25 protein-coding genes are annotated in these 26,346 nt (G+C 67.5%); 10 read left to right on the forward strand and 15 right to left on the reverse strand.

What is annotated here, in order from left to right; genetic code table 11:
- Positions 1-123: 123 nt before the first annotated feature.
- From gltX to folC, 6 genes are all read right to left on the reverse strand, one after another.
- A complete protein-coding gene (gltX, locus tag AC5I49_RS26790) occupies positions 124-1,530 on the reverse strand; it encodes a glutamate--tRNA ligase (protein WP_047218421.1) in 1,407 nt (468 codons plus the stop codon).
- Positions 1,527-2,741: an O-succinylhomoserine sulfhydrylase gene (locus AC5I49_RS26795; protein ID WP_016449260.1), complete on the reverse strand. Its 1,215-nt coding sequence runs from the start codon at positions 2,739-2,741 to the stop codon at positions 1,527-1,529. Before AC5I49_RS26795 ends, gltX begins: the two co-directional genes overlap by 4 nt.
- A gap of 195 nt (positions 2,742-2,936) precedes the next feature.
- Complete coding sequence (purF, locus tag AC5I49_RS26800) at positions 2,937-4,445, reverse strand: amidophosphoribosyltransferase (RefSeq protein ID WP_016449259.1); 1,509 nt, start codon at positions 4,443-4,445, stop codon at positions 2,937-2,939.
- A 133-nt stretch (positions 4,446-4,578) separates the two neighbouring features.
- On the reverse strand, positions 4,579-5,070 hold the full coding sequence (locus AC5I49_RS26805; protein ID WP_016451425.1) for a CvpA family protein: 492 nt from the start codon (positions 5,068-5,070) through the stop codon (positions 4,579-4,581).
- Between the two features lie 49 nt (positions 5,071-5,119).
- The gene (locus AC5I49_RS26810; RefSeq protein ID WP_133072539.1) at positions 5,120-6,043 is read right to left on the reverse strand and encodes an SPOR domain-containing protein; all 924 of its coding nucleotides are present in this window, start codon (positions 6,041-6,043) and stop codon (positions 5,120-5,122) included.
- A 71-nt stretch (positions 6,044-6,114) separates the two neighbouring features.
- Positions 6,115-7,437: a bifunctional tetrahydrofolate synthase/dihydrofolate synthase gene (gene folC, locus AC5I49_RS26815; protein ID WP_016449256.1), complete on the reverse strand. Its 1,323-nt coding sequence runs from the start codon at positions 7,435-7,437 to the stop codon at positions 6,115-6,117.
- A 79-nt stretch (positions 7,438-7,516) separates the two neighbouring features.
- Between folC and AC5I49_RS26820 the strand changes: the two genes are divergently transcribed.
- From AC5I49_RS26820 to argG, 4 genes are all read left to right on the forward strand, one after another.
- Positions 7,517-7,894: an ArsC family reductase gene (locus AC5I49_RS26820; protein WP_016449255.1), complete on the forward strand. Its 378-nt coding sequence runs from the start codon at positions 7,517-7,519 to the stop codon at positions 7,892-7,894.
- A gap of 127 nt (positions 7,895-8,021) precedes the next feature.
- Complete coding sequence (locus AC5I49_RS26825) at positions 8,022-8,762, forward strand: glycine zipper 2TM domain-containing protein (RefSeq protein ID WP_016449254.1); 741 nt, start codon at positions 8,022-8,024, stop codon at positions 8,760-8,762.
- A 123-nt stretch (positions 8,763-8,885) separates the two neighbouring features.
- Positions 8,886-9,203, forward strand: coding sequence for a pyrimidine/purine nucleoside phosphorylase (ppnP, locus tag AC5I49_RS26830; protein ID WP_016449253.1), 318 nt, complete (start codon positions 8,886-8,888; stop codon positions 9,201-9,203).
- Positions 9,204-9,323: 120 nt separating this feature from the next.
- Positions 9,324-10,658 (forward strand): argininosuccinate synthase, encoded by a 1,335-nt coding sequence (gene argG, locus AC5I49_RS26835; protein ID WP_016449252.1) that lies wholly within the window; start codon positions 9,324-9,326, stop codon positions 10,656-10,658.
- Positions 10,659-10,874: 216 nt separating this feature from the next.
- Here the strand turns inward: argG and AC5I49_RS26840 are convergent, their stop codons facing one another.
- Positions 10,875-11,774: a LysR family transcriptional regulator gene (locus AC5I49_RS26840; protein ID WP_012206576.1), complete on the reverse strand. Its 900-nt coding sequence runs from the start codon at positions 11,772-11,774 to the stop codon at positions 10,875-10,877.
- Between the two features lie 137 nt (positions 11,775-11,911).
- Between AC5I49_RS26840 and AC5I49_RS26845 the strand changes: the two genes are divergently transcribed.
- Both AC5I49_RS26845 and AC5I49_RS26850 read left to right on the forward strand, forming a co-directional pair.
- A complete protein-coding gene (locus AC5I49_RS26845; RefSeq protein ID WP_126312112.1) occupies positions 11,912-12,781 on the forward strand; it encodes an MBL fold metallo-hydrolase in 870 nt (289 codons plus the stop codon).
- Positions 12,782-12,879: 98 nt separating this feature from the next.
- On the forward strand, positions 12,880-13,242 hold the full coding sequence (locus AC5I49_RS26850; protein ID WP_016451422.1) for an SPW repeat protein: 363 nt from the start codon (positions 12,880-12,882) through the stop codon (positions 13,240-13,242).
- 101 nt (positions 13,243-13,343) lie between these two features.
- Here AC5I49_RS26850 and murB read toward each other — a convergent pair whose 3' ends face one another.
- Positions 13,344-14,444, reverse strand: a complete 1,101-nt coding sequence (gene murB, locus AC5I49_RS26855) for a UDP-N-acetylmuramate dehydrogenase (protein ID WP_495790142.1) — start codon at positions 14,442-14,444, stop codon at positions 13,344-13,346.
- 104 nt (positions 14,445-14,548) lie between these two features.
- Here murB and AC5I49_RS26860 point away from each other — a divergent pair, with 104 nt between their 5' ends.
- From AC5I49_RS26860 to AC5I49_RS26870, 3 genes are read left to right on the forward strand one after another with little or no spacing between them, the layout of a single operon-like run.
- Positions 14,549-15,034, forward strand: coding sequence for a YajQ family cyclic di-GMP-binding protein (locus tag AC5I49_RS26860; protein WP_012206580.1), 486 nt, complete (start codon positions 14,549-14,551; stop codon positions 15,032-15,034).
- 36 nt (positions 15,035-15,070) lie between these two features.
- Positions 15,071-15,736, forward strand: coding sequence for a retropepsin-like aspartic protease family protein (locus tag AC5I49_RS26865; RefSeq protein ID WP_016451421.1), 666 nt, complete (start codon positions 15,071-15,073; stop codon positions 15,734-15,736).
- A gap of 40 nt (positions 15,737-15,776) precedes the next feature.
- On the forward strand, positions 15,777-16,766 hold the full coding sequence (locus AC5I49_RS26870) for an HD-GYP domain-containing protein (protein ID WP_126312113.1): 990 nt from the start codon (positions 15,777-15,779) through the stop codon (positions 16,764-16,766).
- A 45-nt stretch (positions 16,767-16,811) separates the two neighbouring features.
- Here the strand turns inward: AC5I49_RS26870 and AC5I49_RS26875 are convergent, their stop codons facing one another.
- From AC5I49_RS26875 to ybaK, 7 genes are all read right to left on the reverse strand, one after another.
- Positions 16,812-18,572: an FAD-dependent oxidoreductase gene (locus AC5I49_RS26875; RefSeq protein ID WP_495790143.1), complete on the reverse strand. Its 1,761-nt coding sequence runs from the start codon at positions 18,570-18,572 to the stop codon at positions 16,812-16,814.
- Positions 18,551-20,095, reverse strand: a complete 1,545-nt coding sequence (locus tag AC5I49_RS26880) for a polyamine aminopropyltransferase (protein WP_495790144.1) — start codon at positions 20,093-20,095, stop codon at positions 18,551-18,553. Before AC5I49_RS26880 ends, AC5I49_RS26875 begins: the two co-directional genes overlap by 22 nt.
- Positions 20,096-20,182: 87 nt before the next feature.
- Positions 20,183-22,339: a TonB-dependent receptor gene (locus AC5I49_RS26885; RefSeq protein WP_495790145.1), complete on the reverse strand. Its 2,157-nt coding sequence runs from the start codon at positions 22,337-22,339 to the stop codon at positions 20,183-20,185.
- Between the two features lie 187 nt (positions 22,340-22,526).
- Complete coding sequence (locus tag AC5I49_RS26890; RefSeq protein ID WP_016449242.1) at positions 22,527-22,745, reverse strand: DUF350 domain-containing protein; 219 nt, start codon at positions 22,743-22,745, stop codon at positions 22,527-22,529.
- 18 nt (positions 22,746-22,763) lie between these two features.
- On the reverse strand, positions 22,764-24,296 hold the full coding sequence (locus tag AC5I49_RS26895) for a DUF4178 domain-containing protein (protein ID WP_016449241.1): 1,533 nt from the start codon (positions 24,294-24,296) through the stop codon (positions 22,764-22,766).
- 98 nt (positions 24,297-24,394) lie between these two features.
- On the reverse strand, positions 24,395-25,075 hold the full coding sequence (gene plsY, locus AC5I49_RS26900) for a glycerol-3-phosphate 1-O-acyltransferase PlsY (RefSeq protein ID WP_016451416.1): 681 nt from the start codon (positions 25,073-25,075) through the stop codon (positions 24,395-24,397).
- A gap of 168 nt (positions 25,076-25,243) precedes the next feature.
- A complete protein-coding gene (gene ybaK, locus AC5I49_RS26905; protein ID WP_017404114.1) occupies positions 25,244-25,738 on the reverse strand; it encodes a Cys-tRNA(Pro) deacylase in 495 nt (164 codons plus the stop codon).
- A gap of 57 nt (positions 25,739-25,795) precedes the next feature.
- On the opposite strand from ybaK, the gene AC5I49_RS26910 reads away from it, so the two are divergent.
- A complete protein-coding gene (locus AC5I49_RS26910) occupies positions 25,796-26,344 on the forward strand; it encodes a DUF2975 domain-containing protein (protein WP_016449239.1) in 549 nt (182 codons plus the stop codon).
- Positions 26,345-26,346: the final 2 nt, after the last annotated feature.

The following is a 26,346-nucleotide window of genomic DNA, read 5'->3' on the forward strand; positions in this document are numbered from 1 at the left end:
CCGATGACCTCTTGCATGCCATGCAAGCGCTCTCCCAGCTGAGCTATACCCCCTTCATGCTGCAATCGCTGCTTCTTGTTAGTTGCTGCGTTTGCATCAGAGACTCGAATTATAGACAGGTTTTCAGCGGTTTTTCAAACGCGCCAGAATTTTTTCACGACCCAGCAGCTCCAGCACCGCATCCACCGAAGGCGTGTGCGCCGTGCCCAGCGTCAGCACGCGCACCGGCATGGCCAGTTGCGGCATCTTCAGGCCCTGGGCCTTGAGCACTTCCTTGATCAGGGCAGCAATGGCTTCCTTGCTCCACTCCACCGAGGCGATGCCTTCGGCGAAGGCGTCCAGGGCGGGCGCCACGGCGTCGGTCACGTGCTTTGCCAGGTCCTCGGCGTTGCGGTCGAAGGCGTCCACATAGAACAGGCGCACCCAGCCGGCCAGATCGACCAGGGTTTCGCAGCGGTCCTTGAACAGGGCGCAGATGCGCGGCAGGCGGTCGTCTGCGTCGAGCAGGGCCTGGTCCAGGCCGGTCTTGAGCACGAAGGGGCGCACCAGCTCTGCCAGGGCCGCGTCGTCCAGCGCCTTCAGGTGCTGGGCGTTGACCCAGCGCAGCTTGGCCTCGTCGAACTGGCCAGCGCTGCGGCCCAGGTGGTCCAGGTTGAACCACTCCAGGAACTGGGCGCGGCTGAAGATTTCGTCGTCGCCGTGGCTCCAGCCCAGGCGGGCCAGGTAGTTGACCATGGCGTCGGGCAGGTAGCCTTCGTCGCGGTACTGGGTGACGGCCTTGGCGCCGTTGCGCTTGCTCATCTTCTCGCCCTGCTCGTTGAGCACGGTGGGCAGATGGGCGAACACTGGCACGCTGGCGCCCAGGGCCTCGAAGATGTGGATCTGGCGCGGCGTGTTGTTGACGTGGTCGTCGCCACGGATGACATGGGTGATGGCCATGTCCATGTCGTCCACGCAGACGCAGAAGTTATAGGTGGGCGTGCCATCGGGGCGCGCGATCACCAGGTCGTCCAGCTCGCTGTTCTGGAACTCGATGCGACCCTTGCACTTGTCTTCCCAGGCCACGACGCCGCCCTTCGGCGTCTTGAAGCGCAGCACGGGACGCACGCCTTCGGGCACGGGCGGCAGCACCTTGCCTTCCTCAGGGCGCCAGGTGCCGTCGTAGCGCGGCTTTTCCTTGTTGGCCATCTGGCGCTCGCGCAGGGCGTCGAGTTCTTCCACGCTCATGTAGCAGGGGTAGACATGGCCCGAAGCCTGCAGGCCGGCCAGCACCTCCTTGTAGCGGTCCATGCGCTGCATTTGATAGAACGGACCTTCGTCATGGTCCAGCTGCAGCCAGGCCATGCCCTCGATGATCACGTCCACCGAGGCCTGGGTGGAGCGCTCCACGTCGGTGTCCTCGATGCGCAGGATGAAATCGCCGCCCGTGGCGCGCGCAAAGGCCCAGGGATACAGGGCCGAGCGGATGTTGCCCAGGTGGATGAAGCCCGTGGGAGACGGGGCAAAACGGGTACGTACTTTTTGTGTCATTGCAGGGTATCCAGTCCGCGGGAGAGATCGTTCTTGAGGTCGCCCAGGTATTCCAGTCCGACGGAGATGCGCAGCAGACCCTGGCCGATGCCGGCGGCACGGCGCTGCTCTTCGCTCAGGCGGCCATGCGAGGTGCTGGCCGGATGGGTAATGGTGGTCTTGACGTCGCCCAGGTTGGCCGTGATCGAGCACACCCGGGTGCTGTCGGCCACATGGAAGGCGTTGGCGCGCAGCTGTTCGGCGCCCTCGCCCACCACGTCGAAGGACAGCACGCCGCCGCCCATGCCGTTTTGCTGGCGCATGGCCAGCTCGTGCTGCGGGTGGCTGGCCAGGCCCGGGTAGTAGACGCGGGCGACCTTGGGATGGGCTTCCAGCCAGGTGGCCAGCTCCAGCGCGGAGGCGCTTTGCGCCTTCACGCGCAGGGACAGCGTCTCCAGCCCCTTGAGCACCACCCAGGCGTTGAACGGCGCCAGGTTCAGGCCGCCGCTGCGCAGGAAGGTGCCCATGACCTTGTCCACCAGTGCCGTCGTGCCGCAGACGGCGCCCGACATGACGCGGCCCTGGCCGTCCAGCAGCTTGGTGCCGGAGTGCACGACCAGGTCGGCACCGAACTTGGCAGGCTGCTGCAGCACGGGCGAGGCAAAGCTGTTGTCCACGGCCAGCAGCGCGCCATGGGCGTGCGCCAGCTCGGCCAGCGCGGCGATGTCGCACAGGTCGGTCAGCGGGTTGGTCGGCGTCTCGGCGAACAGAAGGCGCGTGTTGGGACGGATGGCCGCCTTCCAGGCCTGCACATCGGTCTGCGAGACAAAGCTGGTCTCCACGCCGAAGCGCGCCATCTCGCCGCCCAGCAGCTTGATGGTGGAGCCGAACATGGACTGCGAGCAGATCACATGGTCGCCGGCCTTGAGCGTGGTCAGCGCCACGAGCAAGATGGCCGACATGCCCGTGGACGTGGCCACGGCGCATTCCGTGCCCTCCATGGCGGCCAGGCGCTGCTCGAAGCTGGTGACGGTGGGGTTGGAGGTGCGGCTGTAGGTGTAGCCGGGCTCTTCATTGGCGAAGCGGCGTGCAGCCGTTGCACAGTCGGGCTGCACGAAGCTGCTGGTCATGTACAGGGCTTCGCTGTGCTCACCCCACTGGCTTCGCTCCACGCCCACGCGCAGGGCCAGCGTATCGGGATGCAGGCCTTCGGGAAGTGTCTTGTTGGTCACGTTGATGGTCCTTGGGGATCGGGCGCAGCCCGCCAGCGGTGGCGGTGCCCGGAAAAAAGGAGCTAGAAGCACTTGTCACCTGGCGGCTTCCAGGGCCTTGCGGCCCTGGACGCTCCAGCACCAGCGCTTTTAGCTCATTTGTCAAAAAAGGCGGGCCACAGGCCCGCCCGACATTGTCACTGAATGCCCTGGCGCTCAGGCTTCCTGGGCATTGGGCAGGGACAGGCGCGACGCATCGCTGGCCTCTTCCTCCCCGCCCCGGTTACGACCCTCGTTGAGCGCCGTGACCTCGTCCTCGGAGATGTCGCCCGTGATGTAGACGCCGTCGAAGCACGAGGCCTCGAAGCCCTGCACCTGCGGATTGATCTTGCCCACGGTCTGCTTCATGGCGGCCACGTCCTGGTAGATCAGCGCGTCGGCGCCGATGACCTGGCGGATTTCCTCGACCGTGCGGCCATGCGCCACCAGTTCGGCGCGCGTGGGCATGTCGATGCCGTAGACGTTGGGATGGCGCACCGGAGGAGCGGCCGAGGCCAGGTAGACCTTGACGGCGCCGGCGTCACGCGCCATCTGCACGATTTCCTTGGAGGTGGTGCCGCGCACGATGGAGTCGTCCACCAGCAGCACCTTGCGGCCCTTGAACTCGCTGCCGATGGCGTTGAGCTTCTGGCGCACGGATTTCTTGCGCGAGGCCTGGCCCGGCATGATGAAGGTGCGGCCCACGTAGCGGTTCTTGACGAAGCCTTCGCGGTAGGGAATGCCCAGCAGCTGGGCCAGCTGCATGGCGCTGGGCCGGCTGGATTCCGGAATCGGGATGATGGCGTCGATCTCGTTGGGCGGCACGGTGGAGACCACGCGCTTGGCCAGCGTCTCGCCCATGTTCAGGCGCGCCTGGTAGACGGAGATGCCGTCGAGCACCGAGTCCGGACGGGCCAGGTACACGTACTCGAACACGCAGGGGTGCAGCTCGCTCTTTTCGGCGCACTGGCGGGTTTCGACCTGGCCGTCGCTGTGCACGAACACGGCTTCACCCGGAGCGACATCGCGCTCGAGCTGGTGCAGCGTGCCTTCCAGGGCCACGGATTCGCTGGCCAGCATCACCGTGCCGTCGGCGCTGCGGCCCATGCACAGGGGACGGATGCCGAAGGGGTCGCGGAAGGCCAGCAGGCCGTAGCCCGCAATCAGCGCGATCACGGCGTACGAGCCCTTGATGCGCTTGTGCACGGCGCTGACGGCCTGGAAGACGTCTTCGCTCTTGAGCGGTGCGCCGCTGCTGGCGCGGGCCAGCTCGTGGGCCAGCACGTTGAGCAGGACTTCGGAGTCGCTCTCGGTGTTGGTGTGGCGGTGGTCGGTGTCCGACAGTTCCTCGCGCAGCTGCTTGGCGTTGGTAAGGTTGCCGTTGTGCACCATGACGATGCCGAAGGGCGCGTTCACGTAGAAGGGCTGGGCCTCTTCCTCGCTGGTCGCGTTGCCGGCCGTCGGGTAGCGCACCTGGCCCAGGCCCACCGTGCCCGGCAGGGCGCGCATGTTGCGGGTGCGGAACACGTCGCGCACCATGCCCTTGGCCTTGTGCATGAAGAACTTGCGCTCCTGCTGGGTCACGATGCCGGCGGCATCCTGGCCACGGTGCTGCAGCAGCAGCAGGGCGTCATAGATCAGTTGATTCACGGGCGCGGTGCTGACTACACCAACGATTCCACACATAGTTGCGTTCCATCCGTTTGCGAAGGTCGCCCTTCGCTGTCTGGGCCGTAGCAGCCACCCATTGGCCACGCCTGCGCCCGATTTCTCTATCCAAACTGTTTCTGCCAGCCGACTCCTGCGCTGCAGCGCCTTGTCATGCAGCCGGCAGATAGCGTCCCCATTCCTGCGGCAGCTGCGGCAAAACCGCAGCCAGCGCCTGCATCAGCCACGGCGCCAGGGCTGAATCCTGCCACCACTGTCCCTGGTGCAGCGGCGTGTAGCTGATCACCATCGTTGCCACCAGGGCCAGCAGCGCCCCGCGCAGCACGCCGAACAGCGCGCCCAGCGTGCGGTCCACGGGCCTCAGGCCCACCGCCTCGATCAGCCGGCGCGACAGCCAGGACACCAGGCCCCAGCCGAACAGCGCCAGCACGAACAACAGCACAAAGCCTGCGGCATAGCGCAGTTGCATGTCCCAGTCCTGCATGGGCAGCCACAGCGCCACGTCGGCAGCCCAGATGCGTGCCACGACGAAGGCCACCAGCCAGCCGAGCAGCGACAGCACCTCATACACCAGCCCGCGCCAGGCGCCTAGCAGCATCGATGCCAGCACGCAGGCCAGCAAAACCCAGTCCACCGTGGACATACGCTATCTCTGTGCGCCTGTGCTGCTTTGCAAGATGTACGTCACCGCCTCAGAGCTTGAGCACCGAAGCCGGCAGGCCCTGGCCCTTGACGCGCGCCGCCGCCTTGTCGGCTTCGGCACGGCCGTTGAACGGACCCACACGCACACGCGTGCGCTTGCCGTCCTTGGTGTCCACCACCTGCGTGAAAGTCTTCAGGCCCGCCAGCTCCAGCTTGGCGCGGATTTCCTGGGCCTTGCCGGCATCGGAGAAGGCGCCGACCTGCACGATGAAGCGCTCGTCCGTCGCCGCAGCAGCCGCCGGTGCGCTGCGACCTTCCAGCAGGGCCCGGGCACGCGCGGCGTCGTCGCTCCTGGGCGGCTCGGGCTTGGGTTCGGGCTTTGGCTTCGGCTCGGGTTTGGGTTCGGGCTTGGGCTCCGGCTTGTGTTCGGGTTTGGCCGGCTCGGGCTTGGGCCTGGGTTCCGGCTTGGGCTCGGGTTTGGTCTCAGGCTTGGCGGCGGGCTTGGGCTCAGGCTTTGCCTCGGGCCGGGTTTCGGGCTTTGCTTCCGGCTTGACCGGAGCCACCTGCGAGACGGCTGGCGCCACGGGCACGGAAGGCCTGCCCATGGGAACCTCTTCCTCGTCGGCGCCCAGCGAGGCCTGGGCCGGCACGCGGCCTGCCGGGGAAGCGGCGCCCTGGTGCGGATGGGCGTCCACGGCATTGGCACCGGGCACGACCAGAGGAGCGACCTTGTCGCGGTCGGGAATCTCGATGGGGATGTCCACGGGAATCGGACGCGGCTGGGTGTCGAACAGCAGGGGGAAACCCACCACGCCCGCCAGGACCAGCACGGCAGCGCCGATGAGGCGGTGGCGCGCCCGGCGGCGCATGACATCGACGCTTTCCGCCTGTCCCAGCCGTGTGGGCCGCCTCGATGCGGACGACGAATCACCGTCGTCTTTTTTGCCGGGCCAACGAAAATTGAAAAATGCCATGGAGTGCGGACTCGTTCAGATCGGCCACCACAGGCAGCCACGATGGCCGTTTGCGGTGCGGATCACTGGATTCAGGTGCCCAGATGCTTGGCGTTCAGCCGGGGCGGGCCGTCCTGCAGCACGCCGCCCACCGTGAAGAACGAGCCAAAGACCACGATTCTATCAGTGGGACCTGCTGCAAGAACCGCGGCATCCAGCGCCAGCTGCGGGTTTGCGAAGGTGGCCAGCGAGATCTCGCGCGGCACGCCCGGCGCGGGCGGCAGGGCTTCGATCTTCTGGCGCAGCACCTCAGCGCTCTCGGCGCGCGGCGTGGGCAGGTCGGTGAGATACCAGCGGTCGATCAGCGGGGCAATCCTGGCCAGCATGGGCGCCAGGTCCTTGTCGTGCATGGCGCCGAAGACCGCATGCGTGCAGGGAAAGTAGCCCATGGCATCGAGGTTGGCCGTCAGCGCCGCCACCGAATGCGGGTTGTGTGCCACGTCCAGCACCAGCGTGGGCTGGCCCGGAATGATCTGGAAACGGCCCGGCAGCTCGACCATGGCCAGCCCCGTGCGCACGGCCTGGGCCGTGACGGGGAGGCGGCTGCGGATGGCCTCGAGCGCGGCCAGCGCACCCGATGCATTGACCAGCTGGTTGGCGCCGCGCAGCGCCGGATAGGCCAGGCCCGCATAGCGCCGCCCGCGTCCGGCCCAGCCCCACTGCTGCTTGTCGCCCGAGAAGTTGAAGTCCTGGCCCAGGCGCCAGAGATCGGCACCAATGGCCTGTGCATGGTCCAGCACGCTTTGCGGCGGCATGGGATCGCTGACCACCACCGGCCGGCCGGCGCGCATGATGCCGGCCTTCTCGCGGCCGATGCTCTCGCGGTCCGGCCCCAGGAATTCCACATGGTCGATGTCGATGCTGGTGATGACGGCGCAATCGGCGTCGATCACATTGGTGGCATCCAGCCGCCCGCCCAGGCCCACCTCGAGAATCGCCACATCCAGCCTGGACTGGCTCATCAGCCGCAGGATGGCCAGCGTGGTGAACTCGAAATAGGTGAGCGCCACTTCCGTGCCCTGCACGCGCGCCTGCTCCACGGCCTCGAACTGCGGCAGCAGCTCGGCGGCCTTCACGATCTCGCCGCCCACGCGGCAGCGTTCCTCGAAATGCACCAGATGCGGCGATGTGTAGACGCCGGGGCGAAAGCCCGATTGCAGCGCCACGGCCTCCAGCATGGCGCAGGTCGAGCCTTTGCCGTTGGTGCCCGCCACCGTGATCACGGGGCAGTCGAAACGCAGGTCCAGGCGCTGGGCAACTTCGCGCACGCGATCCAGGCCCAGCGCAATATTCTTGGGGTGCAGGCGCTCGCAATAGGCGAGCCATGCATCCAATGTGGGAAATGAGGTGTGCATACTGCGCGCTATTGTTACCCAGGGACAGTGTCCTTATGGGGTCCTCGCCATCCATTGACTGCGGCAACTGCAACCAATCATGACCACTGCAAACACTGTGACGCTCTACGGCATTCCCAACTGCGACACCGTCAAGAAGGCCCGCGCCTGGCTCACCGACCAGGGCATCGCCTACGAATTCCACGACTTCAAGAAACAGGGTGTTCCCGCCGAGCAGTTGCCCGCCTGGATGCAGGCTGTCGGCTGGGAAAAGCTGCTCAACCGCCAAGGCACGACGTGGCGCAAGCTCGATGCCGACACCCAGGCCGCCGCCCAGGATGCGGCCGGTGCCGCAGCCCTCATGCAGCAGCAGCCCAGCGTCATCAAGCGCCCGGTCGTCCAATGGCCGCAGGGACGCATCACCGTGGGTTTTGCGCCCGACGCCTGGGCAGAGATGGCCCACGGGGGCAAGCGCTGACTCTGCCATCAGGCCTGGAACAGCTTATTACGTGGATTTACGCGACCGCAAACTGCTTTCCAGGCCCGAGGAATACACTTGCATAGAGCCTGGCAGGAAATACCGCCAGCGCAACAGGAGTGCAATCATGAAATCCCTGGTTCTTTTGACGCTGGCGGCCACGACCGCCACCGTGGCCCTGGCCCAGGAGCAAGGCCGGGTGCTGTCGGTGACCCCGGTGACCCAGCAGGTGGCCGTGCCCCAGCAGGTCTGCCGCGATGAAAACGTCTATACCGGCCAGCGCACCTCGGGCGCGGGCGCCGTTCTGGGTGCCCTGGCGGGCGGCGTGGTCGGCAATGCCATCGGCCATGGCGGCGGACGGGCGGCCGCCACGGCGGCCGGCGTGATCGGCGGCGCCATGCTGGGCAACCAGGCCGAGGCCACGGGCCAGCCCCAGTACCAGACGGTGCGCAACTGCACCACCCAGACCTACTACCAGAACCGCGCCGTGGCCTATGACGTGGTCTACGAGTACGCAGGCCGCAACTACACGACGCGCACCACCACGCCGCCCGGGGACTGGATCGCGCTGAGCGTGCAGCCCGCCGCCAACAGCGCGGCCTATGGCAGCAACGGCTACTACGGCACCAACCAGCCGCCCCAGGCCGCGTACTCCACCGCACCCGTGCCGCCGCCCGTGGTCTACCAGAACAACTACTACGACGGCGGTGGCTACTACGCCCCCCAGCCTGTGCAGCCCGTGTATTCGGCCGGTGACTATGTGGCCCCCGTGGTGATTGGAGCAGCCCTTGCTGCCGGCGTGTACTACGCCTCGCGCCCCAGCTATCACGGCTGGCGCGGCGGCTACCGTCATGGCTGGCGCCGCTGAGACGGACCTGCGCATGCAAAGCCCCGACAAGGGGCTTTTTGCATGGCGGCGGCCAGCACGTACGGGCAGCGGCCGGGTGCTGGCCTAAAATGGGCGGTTTAGTCCACCCTCTGCCCAGCTTCCATGACCACCGAAACCATCTCTGGCATCACCCTGACCACCAAGGCCAATGTCTATTTCGACGGCAAATGCATCAGCCACGGCTTCACGCTGGCCGATGGCACGAAGAAGTCTGCCGGCGTGGTGCTGCCCAGCCAGCTGACCTTCGGCACGGCCGCCGCCGAGATCATGGAATGCGTGGCCGGTTCCTGCGAGTACAAGCTCGACGGCACGGACCAGTGGCTGACCTCCAAGGCCGGCGAGTCCTTCCAGGTGCCTGCGAACTCCAAGTTCGACATCCGCGTGACCGAGGCCTACCACTACATCTGCCACTACGCCTAAGAGCGCCTGAGCGCCTGGGCAGACCGACGCATTCGACCTGACGGCGCCCAGGCGCCTTCCGTGTTTTCCGGCAGCCGCGTCCCGCACGCCAGCCGCCATCGTTATTGAGAGAAGCATCGTATGGAAACCATCCTGCAAAACGTTCCCGTCGGCCAGAAGGTCGGCATCGCCTTCTCGGGCGGCCTGGACACCAGCGCTGCCCTGCGCTGGATGAAGAACAAGGGCGCCCTGCCCTACGCCTACACGGCCAACCTGGGCCAGCCCGACGAGGCCGACTACGACGAAATCCCCCGCAAGGCCATGGAGTACGGCGCCGAGCAGGCCCGCCTGATCGACTGCCGCGCGCAGCTGGCCGGCGAAGGCATTGCCGCCATCCAGGCCGGCGCCTTCCACATCTCCACGGGCGGCATCACCTACTTCAACACCACGCCCCTGGGCCGTGCCGTGACCGGCACCATGCTGGTGGCCGCCATGAAGGAAGACGACGTCAACATCTGGGGTGACGGCTCGACCTTCAAGGGCAACGACATCGAGCGCTTCTACCGCTACGGCCTGCTGACCAACCCCGCTCTGAAGATCTACAAGCCCTGGCTGGACCAGACCTTCATCGACGAGCTGGGCGGCCGCGCCGAGATGTCGGCCTTCATGACCAAGGAAGGCTTCGGCTACAAGATGAGCGCCGAGAAGGCCTACTCGACCGACAGCAACATGCTGGGCGCCACGCACGAAGCCAAGGACCTGGAGTTCCTGAACAGCGGCATCCGCATCGTCAACCCCATCATGGGCGTGGCGTTCTGGAAGCCCGAGGTCGAGGTCAAGGCTGAGGAAGTGTCGGTGACCTTCGAAGAAGGCCGCCCCGTGGCCCTCAATGGCAAGGAAATCGCCGATCCCGTGGAGCTGTTCCTGGAAGCCAACCGCATCGGTGGCCGCCACGGCCTGGGCATGAGCGACCAGATCGAGAACCGCATCATCGAAGCCAAGAGCCGCGGCATCTACGAGGCCCCCGGCATGGCCCTGCTGCACATCGCCTACGAGCGCCTGGTGACCGGCATCCACAACGAGGACACCATCGAGCAGTACCGCATCAACGGCCTGCGCCTGGGCCGCCTGCTGTACCAGGGCCGCTGGTTCGACCCGCAGGCCATCATGCTGCGCGAAACCGCCCAGCGCTGGGTGGCCCGCGCCGTGACCGGCACCGTGACGCTGGAGCTGCGCCGCGGCAATGACTACTCCATCCTGAACACCGAATCGCCCAACCTGACCTACGCGCCCGAGCGCCTGTCGATGGAAAAGGTCGAGGACGCGCCCTTCAGCCCCGCCGACCGCATCGGCCAGCTGACCATGCGCAACCTGGACCTGATGGACACCCGCGACAAGCTGGCCATCTACGCCAAGGCTGGCCTGCTGTCCCTGGGCACCAGCACCGCCCTGCCCCAATTGGGCGGCAAGGAATGACCTACACCCCCTGAGCGGCTGACGCCGCTTCCCCCCGTTGCACGGCGCCTCTCTACTCGCTTCGCGAGGGAGGGGGACGACGCCCTCGCTGCGGGGCGGCCCTTGCTCGGCGTCCCTGGCATGGGACGCGCCCGCCAAGCACGCGACGCCATGGGCCAGAAAATCGCACACTTGCATCCCACAAGCCGCCGCAAGGCGGCTTTTTTTACGCCCCTGCTACCAGCGCGCGCCCTCGAAGCGCTGCACGAGAAAATCCAGCAGCGCGCGCACGGCCACCGGCAGGTGGCGGCGCGAGCTGTACAGCGCATGCACAGTCAGCGGCTGCGGGCGCCAGTCCGGCAGCACCAGCTCCAGCTGGCCGGCCTGCAGCATGGGCTGGACCAGGTAGGTAGGCTGGAAGGCGATGCCGGCGCCTTCGACGGCAGCGGCGGCCAGCACGGTGGCTTCGTTGGCGTTGAACCAGGTGGTGACGGCGATCTGCTGCTCATCGCTTTCATCGTCACGCCGCGCCAATTGCCAGACATTGCGGCCCACGCGCATATGGCCCAGGCAGCGGTGGGCCTGCAACTGGGCCGGTGTCTGCGGCCGCCCTGCCGCGTCCAGGTAGGCAGGCGAAGCCACCAGCACCGATTCGCACACGGCCAGCGGCCGGCCGATGAGTGCGGCGCCCGGATCGGCGCTGATGCGTATGGCCAGGTCGATGCGCTGCTGCACCAGGTCCAGCGCGCCGTCGTCCACCAGCAGGTCGATCTTGAGGTGCGGGTGCAGCCGCATGAACTGCGCAATGGCCGGCGCCATCTGCGCATGGCCGAAGGACATGCTGCAGGTCACGCGCAGCAGGCCGCGCAACTGGCTGTCGCCGGCGCGCATCTCGCCTTGCACCTCATCGGCCAGGGCCAGCATCTGCTGGCTGTAGCGCAGGCACTGCGCACCGGCATCGGTAAGCGAGACACGGCGCGTGGTGCGGTGCAGCAGGCGCGCGCCCAGCCACTGCTCCAGCGACTCCACATGGCGCGTGGCCATGGCGCGCGACAGGTCCAGCCGCTCGGCCGCCGCCGTGAAGCTGCCGCATTCGGCCACCGTGGCAAACACCTGCATCGCCAGCAATCGGTCCATGGATATGCTCGATTTCTGCAACAAACAAGCGCATATTCTGCCGTTTATCTGCTCGATTTCAAAAACTAAAGTACTACCCATGGCAGCACGGCGCTGCCACCCGTTTCTATCTTGTGCTTTTTTCAAAGGAAATCGACATGCTTCGCACCACCTTGCTTTCGCTCACCCTGGCCCTGTCGGCCGGCCTGTCCCACGCCCAGGCGCCCGCCCCGCTGCAGATGAAGGTCTACCAGGCCGACGAACACAGCTTTGCCGTGACCTCCACCCTGATCACCGGCGCCAAGGAGGCCGTGGTCGTGGACAGCGGCTTCACCCGCGCCGACGGCCTGCGCATTGCCGCCAATGTGCTGGACAGCGGCAAGCAGCTGACCACCATCCTCATCAGCAATGCCGACCCCGACTACTACTTCGGCGCCGAAGTGCTCAAGAGCCTGTTCCCGCAGGCCAAGGTGGTGGCCACGCCGGCCGTGCGCGAGAAGATCGAGTCCAAGCTGCAGGGCAAGCTGGCCTTCTGGGGCCCCAAGATGGGCGCCAACGCCCCCAGCCATCCCGTGCTGCCCGAGGCCCTGCAAGGCAATACGGTGATGGTGGACGGCCAGGTGCTGGAGCTGCGCGGCACCACCGGCCCGCTGGCCCACCGCCCCTATGTCTGGGTGCCTGCGCTGCAGGCCATCGTCGGCAACGTGGGCGTGTTCGGCAACCTGCATGTCTGGACGGCGGACACGCAAAAGAGCGCCGAGCGCAAGGCCTGGCTGGCGCAGCTGGACGAGATGCAGGCCCTCAAGCCCGCTGTCGTCGTGCCCGGCCACATGCAGGCCGGCACGGCCATGGACGCCAGCGCCATCGCCTATACACGCGACTATCTCCAGCGTTTCGAGGCCGCCGCCGCCAAGGCCGCAAACAGTGCCGAGCTGATCGACGCCATGAAGCAGGCCTACCCGCAGGCCGGCATGGCGCTGTCGCTGGACATCGGCGCCAAGGTGAACAAGGGCGAGATGCCCTGGTAAGCATGCACTTTCGCAAAAATCCTCATGGAACCTGCATGCTGCGCCCTTGATCCAACCAGCTGCCGCCCTCATTCGTCGTGGCGGCAGGAGGTGCAGCCATGAAATACATGAAGCATTGGCAGGACCCGCTCAACGTCCTGCTGGGAGTCTGGTTGGCAGTCTCGCCCTGGGTGCTGGGGTTCCAGGACCAGATGGCGCCCACGGCCAACGGCGTGGTCATCGGACTGGCGCTGATTGCCGCTGCGCTGGGAGCCATCTTCATGCCCCGCGCGTGGGAGGAATGGACCGAAGGCCTGCTAGGTCTGTGGATGGTGATCTCGCCCTGGGTGCTGGGCTTTGCCGGCCAGATGGACGCCATGCGCAATGCCGTGGTGTCGGGCATCGTGGTGCTGGTGCTCGCGCTGTGGGTGCTGATGACCGACAAGGACTATATGGACTGGCGCAGTCACTCCGCCCACTGAGGCGCTGATGCGCAGCGGCCCGCAGGCGGCAATGCCCTGCGGGCCGCTGTTTTTTTGCCGCCGTGCCCCTCAAGAACCGCCCAAGGGCCGCCCAAGGCCGCTCAGACCACGACGGGCTCGGGCTCCAGGCGGATGCCGAATCGCTCGTAGACGCTGGTCTGTATCGCTCCGGCCAGCGTCATGACCTCGCCGCCCGTGACGCTGCTGTCCACGCTGTGCCGGTCGCCCCGGTTGACCAGCACCAGGGCCTGTTTGTCATACACCCCGGCGCGGCCCATGGACTTGCCCTTCCAGCCGCAGGCATCGATCAGCCAGCCGGCGGCCAGCTTGATGGAGCCGTCGTCCATGGGGTAGTGCACGATGCGGGGCTCGCGCGCAATGATGTCGGCGCACTGCTCGGGCGTCACCGTCGGGTTCTTGAAGAAGCTGCCCGCGTTGCCGATGTGCTCCGGATCGGGCAGCTTGGCGCGGCGGATCTCGCACACCCAGTCGAAGATCTGGCGGGCCGTGGGCTCGGCCACGCCCGCCTCGGCCTGGCGGCGCTGCAGGTCCAGGTAGCCCAGGCCGGGCTTCCAGTCCTTGGGCAGGGCCAGGCGCACGCGCGTGATCACGGCGCGGCCCTTGAGGCCCATGCCGCGCGGCGGCACGCCGCTCATGCGCGCACGCGCCACGGGCGTGGGCTCGGCCGGCGCATGCTTGAACACCGAGTCGCGGTAGCCGAAGGCGCATTGCGCGGCATCCAGCGTGAAGGACTCGCCCGTGGCCAGGTCGATGGCGTCCAGCGACTCGAAGCGGTCCTGCAGCTCCAGCCCGTAGGCGCCGATGTTCTGCACCGGCGACGCGCCCACGGTGCCGGGAATCAGCGCCATGTTCTCCAGGCCGCCATAGCCCTGCGACAGGGTCCAGGCCACCAGGTCGTGCCAGCGCTCGCCGGCACCGGCCTCGACGATCCAGTGGCGCTCGGTCTCGCGCAGCAGGCGCATGCCCGCTATCTCCATCTTGAGGACCACGGGATCGACATCGCCCGTGATCACCACATTGCTGCCGCCGCCCAGCACGAACACGGGCTGGCGGCCCCACAGCGGATCGGCCAGGAAATGGCGCACGTCCTCGTCGCTGCGCACGCGCACCAGGGTGTGGGCACGGGCGGCGATGCCGAAGCTGTTGCAATGCTGCAGCGGAACATTTTTCTCGACTAACATCGACCGGATTGTCGCACCGCCTCCCTGCGCCGCCGGCCCCGCGCCCGCATCGCCCGGCCGCGCGCTGCGGTACTTTTTCAGAACATTTACAGGAAATATTTGCCATGCCTTCTTTTGACACCGTGTGCGAAGCCGACTTCGTCGAAGTGAAGAACGCCGTGGAGAACACCGCCAAGGAAATCGGCACACGCTTCGACTTCAAGGGCACCTCGGCCGCCATCGAGCTCAAGGACAAGGAAATCACGCTGTTCGGCGATGCCGACTTCCAGCTGCAGCAGGTCGAGGACATCCTGCGCAACAAGCTGACCAAGCGCAGCGTGGACGTGCGCTTCCTGGACATCCAGAAGGCCCAGAAGATCGGCGGCGACAAGCTCAAGCAGACCATCAAGGTCAAGAACGGCATCGAGGCCGAGCTGGGCAAGAAACTGCAAAAGCTGATCAAGGACAGCAAGCTCAAGGTGCAGGCGGCCATCCAGGGCGACGCCGTGCGCGTCACCGGCGCCAAGCGCGACGACCTGCAGGCCGCCATGGCCCTGATCCGCAAGGACCTGGCCGACCATCCCCTGTCCTTCAACAACTTCCGCGACTGATCGCCTGGCACCCGCCTCTGCGCCACAAGCCACCCCATGCGCCACCTACGTGCCGTACTTCTGAGCCTGGCCGCAGCGGCCGCGCTGGCTCCACCATCGGCGACGGCGCAGTCCGTGGCGCTCAGCGGCGTGCTGGGCAGCAAGGCCTTGCTGGTCATAGACGGCGGCACGCCGCGCGCGCTGGCGGCGGGCGAAAGCCTGCAGGATGTGCGCGTGCTGCAGGTATCGGGCGACACGGCCGAGGTGGAAATCAAGGGCCGCCGCCAGACATTGCGCCTGGGCGAGGCGCCCATCAGCCTGGGCGGCCGGGGCGCGGCGGCGGGCGATCCCGCGCTCGGCCGGCGCGTGGTGCTCAAGGCCGACAACCGGGGGCACTTCATCGAACGCGGCCAGATCAATGGCAAGACCATGGTCTACATGGTGGACACGGGCGCCAGCTCGGTCGCCATCGGCCGGTCCGACGCCGAACGCATGGGCCTGCCCTTTCTCAAGGGCCAGCCGGTGATGATGCGCACCGCCAACGGCGATGCCCAGGGCTGGCGCCTGCGGCTGGATTCGGTGCGCGTGGGCGATGTCGAGGTCTTCGGTGTGGACGCCGTGGTCGCCCCTCTTCCCATGCCCTATGTGCTGCTGGGCAACAGCTTTCTTGCCCACGTCCAGATGACCCGCCAGGGCAGCGAGATGGTGCTGGAGCGGCGCTGATGCGGCCTGCATGCGCCCCGCTTCCCGCACCCCGCCAACGATGAGCCGACGCCCCGACGATTCCTACGAAGACCTGCTGGGCCTGTGGTCCGACCTGGAGGCCGCACTGTCCGTGCTGCTGTCCGCGCCGCTGCAGGTGCAGGGCTTCCTGGTCAAGCTGCAGCAGATCGACCTGTGGCTGCAGGAGCTGATCGCCCACGACAGCGATGCCGCGCTGTACCTGATGTTCCAGCGCGCCTGCTCGTCCACCGTGGGCTACAGCGCCTCCCATGCCCTGGTCTGCGCCTGCCTGTGCCATGTGCTGGCGCGCGAGCTGCGCCTGGACGAGTGCGAACACCGCACCCTGGTGTATGGCGCACTGACCATGAACATCGGCATGAACGCGCTGCAGGACGAACTGGCGCTGCAGCGCGAGCCGCTGACCCCCGCCCAGCAGCAGGCCGTACAGCGCCACCCGCTGCACAGCCAGGCCCTGCTGGCGCGGCTGTTCGTCAACGATGCGCTGTGGCTGGAGCTGGTGGGCCACCACCACGAGGCCGTGCCGCAGCAGCCGCTGTCCACGCTGGCGCCCGTGCAGCGGCTGGTCCGCATCCTGGGCACGGTGGACCGCTACGCCGCCCTGATCAGCCCGCGCAAGTCACGCGAAGGCCGCAGCGCCGCCGAGTCGCTGCGCGCGCTCACCCAGCAGCAGCGCTACTCCGACGAGGTGGGCTTCGCGCTGGTGCGCGCCGTGGGCCTGTGCCCGCCGGGCACCTATGTGCGGCTGGACAACGGTGACATCGCCGTGGTGCTGCGCCGTGGCGAGCCGCCGCAGCCGCCGCTGGTGGCCAGCGTGATCGGCGCCGACGGCGCCAGCCTCTACCCGCCCGTCATCCATGAAGGCGAGGACGGCCCCCGCATCCGCTCGGCACTGGCGCGCGCCGCCATCACGCTGGAGCTGGACCCGCGCACGCTGGCCCAGCTGGGCGTGCTGGCCGCACGCGGCAGCCAGTCGCTGTACCGCATGGTGCAGATGCCCGGGCCTGTCTGACCGATCTGGCGCCTGAAGCGCGCGACACCGGCGCCGCGGCCCGTGTCAGGTCCGCGCGCCAGCCCACAGGCCCGCATGGTGGCCACGCGTGAAGGCCTCCTCCAGTACCGAGTAGCCGGCCCAGTCGGAATGTGCGAACCACAGGCGGCGCGTGCCCGGCGTGGGCAGCAGGGCCACGCGCTCGCCGGCGCACAGCGCGCTGCGCCCCCGGTGCAGCGACTGCAGCGCCACCTGGCTGAGCAGCTGCTGGTCACCGGGCCGGGGTATGGCCATGGCGTGGCCGTAGCGCGTGATCTCCATGCGCGTGGCCTTGTGCAGCAGGTCGGGATGGGGGACGAGCAGGCTGCCGACGATGCGGTCCCGCCAGAAGCCGAAGGGCTGGCCCAGCAGTTGGGCGCGCCCGTCAGGCCAGTCGCCCAGCGCCTGGTAGTAGCTGAGCACCGTGGGCCGGGGCGTGAGCCGGTCCAGGCCCTGGTGGCCCGCGTCCACGTAGCCCAGGCCGCCCGCATTCGGATCGGCAAACAGCACGTTGTCCCAGGCCGGATCGGCGCCGGGCCGGTCGGCCAGCGGCCGCTGCAGATGGATGTTGGCCACCAGCCAGGGCGCCCAGTCCAGCCGGCCCGCCACCGCGCGCAGGAAGTCCGGCGCATCGCGCACCACGCGTGCCGCGATGAAGCTGGGCAGGGCCACGATGCAGCGCGCGGCCAGCCAGCGCTCGTGCTGCTGGCGACCGTGGTGGTAGACGTCGATCTCCACGCCATCGGCACTCTCGGCAATGGATAGCACGCTGCAATCGGTCTGCAGGTCGGTGGAGCCCAGCCCGGCCACCAGTTGCTGCGACAGCCAGCCATTGCCCTGGGGCCAGGTCAGCACGGCGTCGCCGGCCTCTTCTGCCGTGCGCTCGTCCTGGCGGCGCGGGGCCGAGAAGCCATGACGGCTGGCGAAATAGTGCAGGCCCGCCCAGGCCGACACGCGCGCCAGGCCCGCGCCAAAGTCGTCGCGGCAGCAGTACTCCAGATACCAGATCAGTTGCGCATCATCGATGCCCTGCTGGACCAGCCAGGCCTGCATGGTCTGGCCGTCCAGCGCGGCATGGGCGGCGGGCAGCCGGCCCTGGCGCTGCCAGACACGGATGGACGGCATGGCAAAGGGCGCCCTGTCCATCTCCTGGGCCACACTGCGCGCAAAGAGTTCGTACTGCTCCAGCGTGCGCGGCGCCACGCCATCGACGGGCAGCAGGCCCTCATGCCAGGCGCCCTGCCAGAACAGGCGCTCCTGCGGGCTGTGGCACAGATGGCGCTCGTCGTACTGCCAGCGGCCTGCGCGGCGCTGGCGCAGGCCCAGGGCCTCCAGCCAGTCCTGCACCTCGGCCGCATCGTCGCCGGGCAGGGGCAGATAGTGGGCACCCAGCGGACAGGGCAGGCCTGCAATGCTGCCGCCCTGGCTGTTTCCGCCCATGGCCGGCTGCGTGTCCAGCAGTGCCACACCCTGCACCCCCGACAGCTCCAGCGCCCGCGCAGCCGCCAGGCCCGCCATGCCGCCACCGGCAATCACCACGTTGGCGCGGTGCACCACGGCCGGCGCCGGCAGCGCCAGGCCCTGGCCCAATCGCTGCCAGAACGCGCGCAAGGCATGGCCGCGCTCCAGCGCCACGCCGCTGAAGCCACCAGGCAGGTCTTCCAGACGAGGCGGCGTTGGCGTGCAGCCGGCCAGGCCTGCGGCCGCACCGCCGGCCAGGCCCTGCAGCCATTGGCGCCGGCTCCACAAAGACGGGCGGTCGGGGCTCAACGCTCCACCCTGCCCCATTCGCGTTCGTAGGTATTGACCAGCACCTGGTTGGACAGGCGGTTGACCTCGGCCGGCACACGCGCCATGTCCAGCGGAAAGTCGAACATCAGCGCCATGGTCTGCGCGCTCAGAAAGCGCAGGCCCGCAGGCAGTGCATCGGGCTCGCGCCAGGGCCGGTGGCTGGCGATGACGAAGCCCCACTCGCCAAAGCTGGGCACATGGGCGTGGTAGGGCGTGGCCTGCAGGCCGATGGATTCGATGGTCTGCACCACGGTCCAGTAGCTCTTGCGCGCGATCAGGGGCGACGTGGTCTGCACCACGGCATAGCCGCTGGCGGCCAGGCGCTTGTCCAGCAAGGCATAGAAGCTGTTGGTGAACAGCTTGCCGATGGCGAAATTGGTCGGGTCGGGGAAATCGACGATGACGACGTCGAAGGTGTCCTGGTCCTGCTGCAGCCAGTGGAAGGCATCGGTGTTGACGATGCGCACGCGCGCATCGCTGAGCGCATCGCCGTTGAGCCGGCGCAGCATGGCGTTGTCCTTGAACAGGTCGGTCATGGCCGGGTCCAGTTCCACCAGGGTGACCGACTCCACCGAGGGGTACTTGAGCACCTCGCGCACGGCCATGCCGTCGCCGCCGCCCAGCACGGCCACGCGCTTGGGCGCGCCATGCGCGGCCATCACGGGATGGACCAGGGCCTCGTGGTAGCGGTACTCGTCGCCTTGCGCGAACTGCAGGTTGCCATTGAGGTACAGCCGCGCGCCCTGGCGTCCCTGCGTCACCACGATGCGCTGGTAGGGCGAGCTGCTGGAGAGCACGATGCGGTCCTGGTAGAAATGGTCGTCGGCCAGGCGCGTCAGATGGTCGGCTCCCCAGATGCCCGTGCCCAGCAGGGCCAGCACGGCCGCGCAGGCCAGGGCATGGGCGCGCGGGTGCCGCAGTTCATGGCGAAACAGCAGCAGTGCCCAGACCGCCACCGCCGCGTTCATGAAGCCGAACAGCAGCCCCGTGCGCACCAGGCCCAGCTTGGGCACCAGCAGCAGCGGAAATGCCAGCGACACGGCCAGCGCCCCCAGGTAGTCGAAGGTCAGCACCTGGGACACCAGCTCCTTGAGCGTCACATTGCGCTTGAGGATGCGCATCACCAGCGGAATCTCCAGCCCCACCAGCGTGCCCACCACCAGCACCATGCCGTACAGCAGGAACCGGAACGCGCCGGGCGCGTAGGCATTGGCAATGAACAGCGTGGCCGGCAACGCACCGCCGATCAGGGCCACCATCAGCTCGATGCGCAGAAAGTGCGCAGGCAGGTGGTCCTCGAAATAGCGCGACAGCCAGGAGCCTATGCCCATGGCGAACAGGTAGCTGCCGATGATGGTGGAGAACTGCAGGACGGAATCGCCCAGCAGATAGGAAGCCAGCGCGCCCGCAGCCAACTCATAGAGCAGGCCGCAGGCCGCGATCACGAAGACGCTGACCAGCAGGGCGATGTCGATGGGGCGCGCCGGCTGCGCGCCGGCAAGAGAGGCTGAGGTTTGCACGGCCGGTATTGTGCGCGATGCGCCCCCCGTGTGCGCGAGAGGCGCCGTGCAACGGGAGAAGGCGCCGCGCGCCTCCTGGGGGTTCCGTCAGAACTGGTAGTTGGCGCTGACCAGCACGCTGCGCGGTGCGCCCGGCATGGAGCTGGAGCGCCAGTACTGCTTGTCGAACAGGTTGGACAGGGCCACGGTCACGGTCCAGGCGTCCTGGCGCCAGCCCACCAGCGCATCCCAGCGCGAGTAGCCGGGCAGGATGGCCGTGTTGGCGGCGTTGGTGAAGCGGCTGCCCGTGTAGGTCACGCCGACTTCGCCATACCAGGGTCCCTTGGGCGCATAGCGCAGGAACAGGTTGCCGTTGCGCTTTGCCGTGTCACGCAGGTACAGGCCCACGTTGGCGGGGTTTTGCGCGTCTTCAGCCACCTTGGCCTGCATGAAGGCCACGCCGCCGCGCACATACCAGGAACCGGCCACGCGGCCGGCCGCGCTGAACTCGATGCCGCGCGAACGGTCCTTGCCCCGGATGGCCCAGGTGTAGGGATCATTCTCGGGATCGGGGCGGTAGCGGATGTTGTACTTCTCCAACTGGTAGACGGAGACCTGGGTGGACAGCGCACCGCCCAGCCAGTCGCTCTTGACGCCGACCTCGGACTGGCGCGAGTACTGGGGCTCGTCGTCCGGCACCGCGCCCACGGCGGTTTCCACGGTCAGGATGCCGCGCCCGCCATAGGGCGAGTAGCTCTTGTTCCAGGACGCATAGAAGCTGTGCTCGCGCACCGGCTGCCACACCACGCCCACGCGCGGGCTGAAGCCGTTGCCGTCGGTCTTGCGCGTGAGGTTGGCGATCTTGTTGGTGCTCTGGAAGTCATAGCTGTCGTAGCGCAGGCCCAGCAGCAGCTTCCACTGCTCGGTCAGGCTGACCAGGTCCTGCATGTACAGCGCCTGGCCTTTGCCCTTGTGATAGTTGTCCTGGGTCGGCTTGCCCTGCGCCGGACGGCTGGGCCAGACGATGGGCTGCAACGGGTCATAGGCGAAGGTGCTGCCGGGCTGGCCGACGCGCGGCGCGCGCTCTTCCTCGCTGGCCTCCAGGCCCACCAGCAGATCGTGCCGGATGCTGCCCGTGCTGAACTTGCCCGTCAGGTCCAGCGTGTTGGACAGCGTGGTGTTGCGGGTCTGCTGCCAGGCGTAGTTGGGCGTGATCTTGCCGGTGGCGGCACGGTAGGTGCCGGCGAAGTAGTGGTCGAAATCCTGGCTGGCCTCGCGCTTGCTGGCCACCCAGCGCAGACTCCAGCGGTTGTTGAAGTCGTAGGACAGGTCGGAGCGCAGCACGCGCAGGCGGTCTTCCACATAGTCGCCCGGCGCCGCAAAGCCCTTGCGGATGGAGACACCGGCCGGCAGCTGGTCGTAGACCGGACCGCGATCGGGCACGCGCCAGACGTTGTCATAGGTGTACTGGCCGGTCCAGCGCCAGCCCGTGCGCGAGTCCACCAGGATGCTGGGCGAGACCATCTCGTTGCGGTTGCGTATGCCTTCGCGGAAGCTGTGGGCCTGCTCGCGGTCGGCCGTCAGTCGCACGGCCACGTTCTCGTTGAGCACGCGGTTGATGTCGATGGTGCCGCCCACGTTGTCCCAGGAGCCGCCGCGCAGCGTGATGCTGCTCTTGGCATCGAAACGCGCCTGCTTGCTCACCATGTTGACCACGCCGCCGCCTGCGCTGCGGCCATAGAGCACCGAGGCCGGGCCCTTGAGGATCTCGATGCGCTCCACATTGGCGGTGCTGCGGCGCACCTGGCCGCTCTCGCGCACGCCGTCGCGGTAGATGTCGCTCTCGTCGGCCTTGAAGCCTCGGATGTACACGCCTTCGCCGCGCATGTCGTAGCTGGTGTTCACGCCGGGAACGCCGTCCAGCATGGTGGCCAGGTCGTTGATGCCGTAGCTCTTGTACTTGTTGACCTCCAGCGTGTCGATGGTCTGCGGGATGTCCTTGGGCGCCAGGTAGGTCTTGGTCGCCGTGGTCACGCCTTCGGGCCGCACATCGTCAGGGTCGTACTGGGAGGCGTTGACCTGCAGCGTGGGCAGGGTGTGGGCCTGTTGAGGCTGCGTCTGCGTCTGCGTCTGCGTCTGTGCCTGGGCCGGATCGGCTGGGGCGGCCTCCTGGGCATGGACCGCGCCTGCCAGCGCGGTGGTGATGATGCCAGCGGTCACACCCACTGAAAGCCTTGCCCTGCGGGCAGCTTGATGGTCTGTCATGGAAACCCTCTCTTCGAATGAAGGGGGCGATTTTATTTAGAATGCAAACGAATATCATTTGCAAACTCACTATCGACAAGGAATTTGTTGCGACGCAGCAACGCCGCCATGCGCAGCGCAGCCGCACCTTTTCAGGCGGGCTGCGTGTCGGCAGGAGATGGGGAATGCGGGGGCCAGGCGGCCCCGTTCAGTGGATGGCGGCAGCGACGATGATGCTGATTCCCAGGCACATGGCGGCCACCACCATGGCCAGCGCCTTGTTGTGCTTCTCGACGATCTCGGCCCACATGTCCACGGGTGTGATCTTGTCGATGATGAAGAAGCACAGCCAGAACACCACCACGCCCACCAGCGCATAGAGGATCGAGCCGAAGAAGGCGGCGGGGTTGAGCCAGTCGAAGTTCATGATCAGTTTCTCCGTTGTTTACTTGTGGCTGCCGCCCGAGGTGTAGCCACCCCAGGAGCCGCCGCTGCTGCGGGTGTAGCTGTTGCAGTTGGCGTCGGTATTGGGGTCGCAGTTGGGGCGCGATGCGCAGCCGCGCAAGGTGACGAACACCAGCCAGAGGATGAGCAGCCCGATGATGATGGTCCACAGCCCGAAGCGGCTGCCCGACATCACACCGACCTGCGAGCGGTCACGCAACTGCTTGAGGCCGAAGGCCATTGCCAGCGTGGTGGCCGAGACGGCGCTGCCATGCGACCAGGTGGTCTCGCCGCTCTCGGTCTCGCTGGCCAGGAAGGCCTTGTTCTGCGCGCCTGCGCTCACATAGTCCACATTGCGCGTGGTCTGGCCGCGCTGCACGGGCCAGTAGAACTCGCCCAGGGCGTAGGTGGTCTCGGCCGTGTAGCGCGATTCAAGCTGGTACTGCCGGCCCATGTACTTGGCCGTGCTGCGGTTCTTGGAGAGCTTGGGCACGCCCGTGGTCACGCGGGCCATGCTCCAGCCATCGGAGGAATCGACCAGGAATGCGAAGCCGGCCTTCTGGTTGAACAGCAGGTACTCCTCCCAGCCAAAGCTCTCGTCGTCGCCAGGCTCCTGGCCCATGCGGTGCTGAAAGCCCACCACCTGCCATTGCTGGCCTTCCAGCACACCCTTGCTGCCCAGCGGGATGGCCGGGCGCACGGGCTCGTTCTGTTCCGCATAGGCCAATTCCTTGCCAATGCCCTGGCTCAGGTCCACCAGCGACCCGCAGCTGGGGCAGCTCAGGCTCTTGGTGGTGGAAAAGCGCACGGGCACCACAGCGCCGCACTTGGGGCAGTTGAAGTGCCGGCCCTGCTCACCCTTGAGCGAGGCGCCGTCGCGCAGCCCCTGCATCCTGAGGTCGTCCAGCACCACGCGCTCGCCCAGGCTCAGCGCGGGCGGCTGGACGGAGAAGTCCACGGACAGCACCTGGCCCTGCTCGCTGCGCAGCTCCACCAGCCGGTACGGTGTGCCGGGCTCGGGCAGCTGCGCCAGCTCGCCCTGGGCCGATACCAGCCGCGCGTTCTGCACGCTGCTGACCGTGAAGCTCTTGCCGCCCAGCACACGCTGCGAACCCAGCAGCCAGTCGGAGGCCTTGAACGGCCCGTTGCGCAGGGCCTCGGCCTCCCAGGGCCAGGACCAGACGAACTGGCCGTTGTCCTCGCTCAGGAAGCCCAGCGCGCCATCGCTGAACGCGGCCACCCATTCGCTCCAGGCGCCCGCCTCGCTCTTGAGCTGCAGCCGCCCGACCAGGGTGAAGTGCTCGGGCTTGCCGTTGCGCAGCATCTGGCCCGTGGCGCCGATGCGCAGGGGGCTGTAGTCCTCGAAGACCTCGGCCATGGAGCCACGGCGCTGCAGCACATCGCCCTGGCGCACCACGGTGCTGCGGCAGAACTCGCAGACGGCATAGCTGGCCTGGGCGCTGGCAAATTCCACGGGCGCGCCGCAGCCGGGGCATGGTGCGCGGTACACGCGCTGCGATGGACTGGATGCCATGTGAGAGGGTCGTCAGTGAGGAGAGGGCCTGGAGCGTGACCGGCCGGCCACGCCCCGCACGCAAGCTGCGCCCGTGGTGCGCAGCGCGGCGGCGACGGTCAATGCGGCTTGCCTTTGGCCGTGCCGGGCTTGGCCGCGGCGGCTGCCGGGTCGGCCTTCTTGCTGCCCAGCCTGGATTCCTTGCCGGCCATCAGGCGCTGGATGTTCTCGCGGTGGCGCCAGATCAGCAGGGCCGCCATGGCGACGATGGCGGCGGCAATCGGTGTCTCGGCATACCAGACCACGCCGCTGCACAGCAGGTAGTAGACGGGGGCGAACACGGAGGCCACCAGGGCCGCCAGCGAGGAATAGCGGAAGAACACGGCAATGATCAGCCAGGTCAGCGCCACCGCCAGGCCCAGCCAGACGCTGATGCCCAGCAGCACGCCCAGGGCCGTGGCCACGCCCTTGCCGCCCTTGAAGCGGAAGAACACCGGGTACAGGTGGCCCAGGAAGGCAGCCAGCGCCACCATGGCCACCGTGCCGTCGCCCATGCCGAAGCGGCTGCCGAACCATTGCACCAGGGCCACGGGCAGCCAGCCCTTGGCGGCGTCCAGCAGCAGGGTGACGGCCGCTGCCGCCTTGCTGCCGGAGCGCAGCACATTGGTGGCGCCGGGGTTGCCGCTGCCATAGGTGCGCGGATCATTCAGGCCCATGGCCCGGCTGACGATGACGGCGAACGACAGCGAGCCGATCAGGTAGGCCGCCACGGTGGCGAGAAGGGGGTAGAGCGCGTTCAATTGAAGTCCTTGGCCGGTCTGTGGAGCGCCGGCGCGCGATCCGGCCGGCCCTGATGGCCCGCCCTCCCTGATCGCCGACACATGTTTTTCATCAGGACCTGCGCGAACCCGGTGGAGGCGGCGGCCGCCTTCCCGTGTGCGCAAGTCGTGTTCATTTCTTCAGGGCATCTATTCTGCCAGCGCGCAGTGCACGGGCCGTGCATCCAGCAGCCGCACGCAGACCTGCGGGTCCAGCTGCACCAGAAAGCCCCGGCGCCCGCCGTTGATGGCGATGCGCGGCAGCGCCAGGATGCTCTCTTCGATATAGACCGGCATGTCGCGTCGCGTGCCGAAGGGCGAGGTGCCGCCGACCAGGTAGCCGCTGTGGCGGTTGGCCACCTCGGGCTTGCAGGGCTCCACGCTCTTGGCCCCGATCTGCCGCGCCAGGTTCTTGGTGGAGACCTTGCAGTCGCCATGCATGAGCACGATCAGCGGCCTGGCGTCCTGGTCCTGCATCACCAGGGTCTTGACCACCATGTGCTCGTCCAGCCCCAGGCTGGCCGCGCTGTGCTCGGTGCCGCCGTGTTCCAGGTACTCATAGGGATGCTCGGTGAACTCCACCTTGTGGGCGCGCAGCAGCTGCGTGGCCGGTGTCTCGCTGACATGAGAGTTTTTCTTGGACATGAATTTTTTATCGTTTTACAATAATTTTTTATCGATTCATCAATACAAGGCTGTGCCATGAACTATACGCCCCACGCCGCGGGCAACGCCCTCAGGCGCCACTCCCAGGCGGCGCGCATCCTGATTGCCCTCGGTGCCGTCGCGCTGCTGGCCCTGCCGGCAGCCGCCCTGCTGTCGCCGCAAGATCTTTCGGGCCAGGCGCAAGGCCTGCTGGGCATGCCGCCCGGCCAGCCGCTGGACATGGCTGCGCGCTGGCGCACCGCACTGGTCAGCCTGCTGCCCGTGGGCTGCGGGCTGTATGCGCTGCGCCAGCTGTGGACACTGTTCGGCGAGTACCTGCAGGGCCGTGTCTTCGGCCAGCAGGCGCAGCACGCCCTGATGCGCTTTGCCTGGACGGTGCTGGCGGGCGCGCTGGCCCTGCCCTTCACGCGCGCGCTGATGTCGGTGGCGGCCAGCATGGGCAATCCGCCAGGGCAGCGCTTCGTCACGCTGGGCCTGTACTGGCACGATGGCCTGCTGGTCCTGCTCGGCGTGGTGCTGGTCTCCATCGCCCATGTGATGCTGCAGGCGCGGCGCATCGCCGACGAGAACGCGGGCTTCGTCTGAGC

The sequence above is a fragment of the Delftia sp. genome (genome assembly GCF_059499305.1).

Excerpts from the sequence above, each read along its gene's own strand:
- AC5I49_RS26865 (WP_016451421.1), top strand. The coding sequence starts at position 15,071 with ATGCGCCACCTACGTGCCGTACTTCTGAGCCTGGCCGCAGCGGCCGCG.
- AC5I49_RS26825 (WP_016449254.1), top strand. The coding sequence starts at position 8,022 with ATGAAATCCCTGGTTCTTTTGACGCTGGCGGCCACGACCGCCACCGTG.
- AC5I49_RS26810 (WP_133072539.1), bottom strand. The coding sequence starts at position 6,043 with ATGGCATTTTTCAATTTTCGTTGGCCCGGCAAAAAAGACGACGGTGAT.
- AC5I49_RS26805 (WP_016451425.1), bottom strand. The coding sequence starts at position 5,070 with ATGTCCACGGTGGACTGGGTTTTGCTGGCCTGCGTGCTGGCATCGATG.
- argG (WP_016449252.1), top strand. The coding sequence starts at position 9,324 with ATGGAAACCATCCTGCAAAACGTTCCCGTCGGCCAGAAGGTCGGCATC.
- ppnP (WP_016449253.1), top strand. The coding sequence starts at position 8,886 with ATGACCACCGAAACCATCTCTGGCATCACCCTGACCACCAAGGCCAAT.
- AC5I49_RS26890 (WP_016449242.1), bottom strand. The coding sequence starts at position 22,745 with ATGAACTTCGACTGGCTCAACCCCGCCGCCTTCTTCGGCTCGATCCTC.
- folC (WP_016449256.1), bottom strand. The coding sequence starts at position 7,437 with ATGCACACCTCATTTCCCACATTGGATGCATGGCTCGCCTATTGCGAG.
- AC5I49_RS26845 (WP_126312112.1), top strand. The coding sequence starts at position 11,912 with ATGCTTCGCACCACCTTGCTTTCGCTCACCCTGGCCCTGTCGGCCGGC.
- AC5I49_RS26850 (WP_016451422.1), top strand. The coding sequence starts at position 12,880 with ATGAAATACATGAAGCATTGGCAGGACCCGCTCAACGTCCTGCTGGGA.
- AC5I49_RS26860 (WP_012206580.1), top strand. The coding sequence starts at position 14,549 with ATGCCTTCTTTTGACACCGTGTGCGAAGCCGACTTCGTCGAAGTGAAG.
- AC5I49_RS26885 (WP_495790145.1), bottom strand. The coding sequence starts at position 22,339 with ATGACAGACCATCAAGCTGCCCGCAGGGCAAGGCTTTCAGTGGGTGTG.
- AC5I49_RS26910 (WP_016449239.1), top strand. The coding sequence starts at position 25,796 with ATGAACTATACGCCCCACGCCGCGGGCAACGCCCTCAGGCGCCACTCC.
- purF (WP_016449259.1), bottom strand. The coding sequence starts at position 4,445 with ATGTGTGGAATCGTTGGTGTAGTCAGCACCGCGCCCGTGAATCAACTG.
- ybaK (WP_017404114.1), bottom strand. The coding sequence starts at position 25,738 with ATGTCCAAGAAAAACTCTCATGTCAGCGAGACACCGGCCACGCAGCTG.
- murB (WP_495790142.1), bottom strand. The coding sequence starts at position 14,444 with ATGTTAGTCGAGAAAAATGTTCCGCTGCAGCATTGCAACAGCTTCGGC.
- AC5I49_RS26840 (WP_012206576.1), bottom strand. The coding sequence starts at position 11,774 with ATGGACCGATTGCTGGCGATGCAGGTGTTTGCCACGGTGGCCGAATGC.
- AC5I49_RS26820 (WP_016449255.1), top strand. The coding sequence starts at position 7,517 with ATGACCACTGCAAACACTGTGACGCTCTACGGCATTCCCAACTGCGAC.
- AC5I49_RS26895 (WP_016449241.1), bottom strand. The coding sequence starts at position 24,296 with ATGGCATCCAGTCCATCGCAGCGCGTGTACCGCGCACCATGCCCCGGC.
- AC5I49_RS26870 (WP_126312113.1), top strand. The coding sequence starts at position 15,777 with ATGAGCCGACGCCCCGACGATTCCTACGAAGACCTGCTGGGCCTGTGG.
- gltX (WP_047218421.1), bottom strand. The coding sequence starts at position 1,530 with ATGACACAAAAAGTACGTACCCGTTTTGCCCCGTCTCCCACGGGCTTC.
- AC5I49_RS26875 (WP_495790143.1), bottom strand. The coding sequence starts at position 18,572 with ATGGGGCAGGGTGGAGCGTTGAGCCCCGACCGCCCGTCTTTGTGGAGC.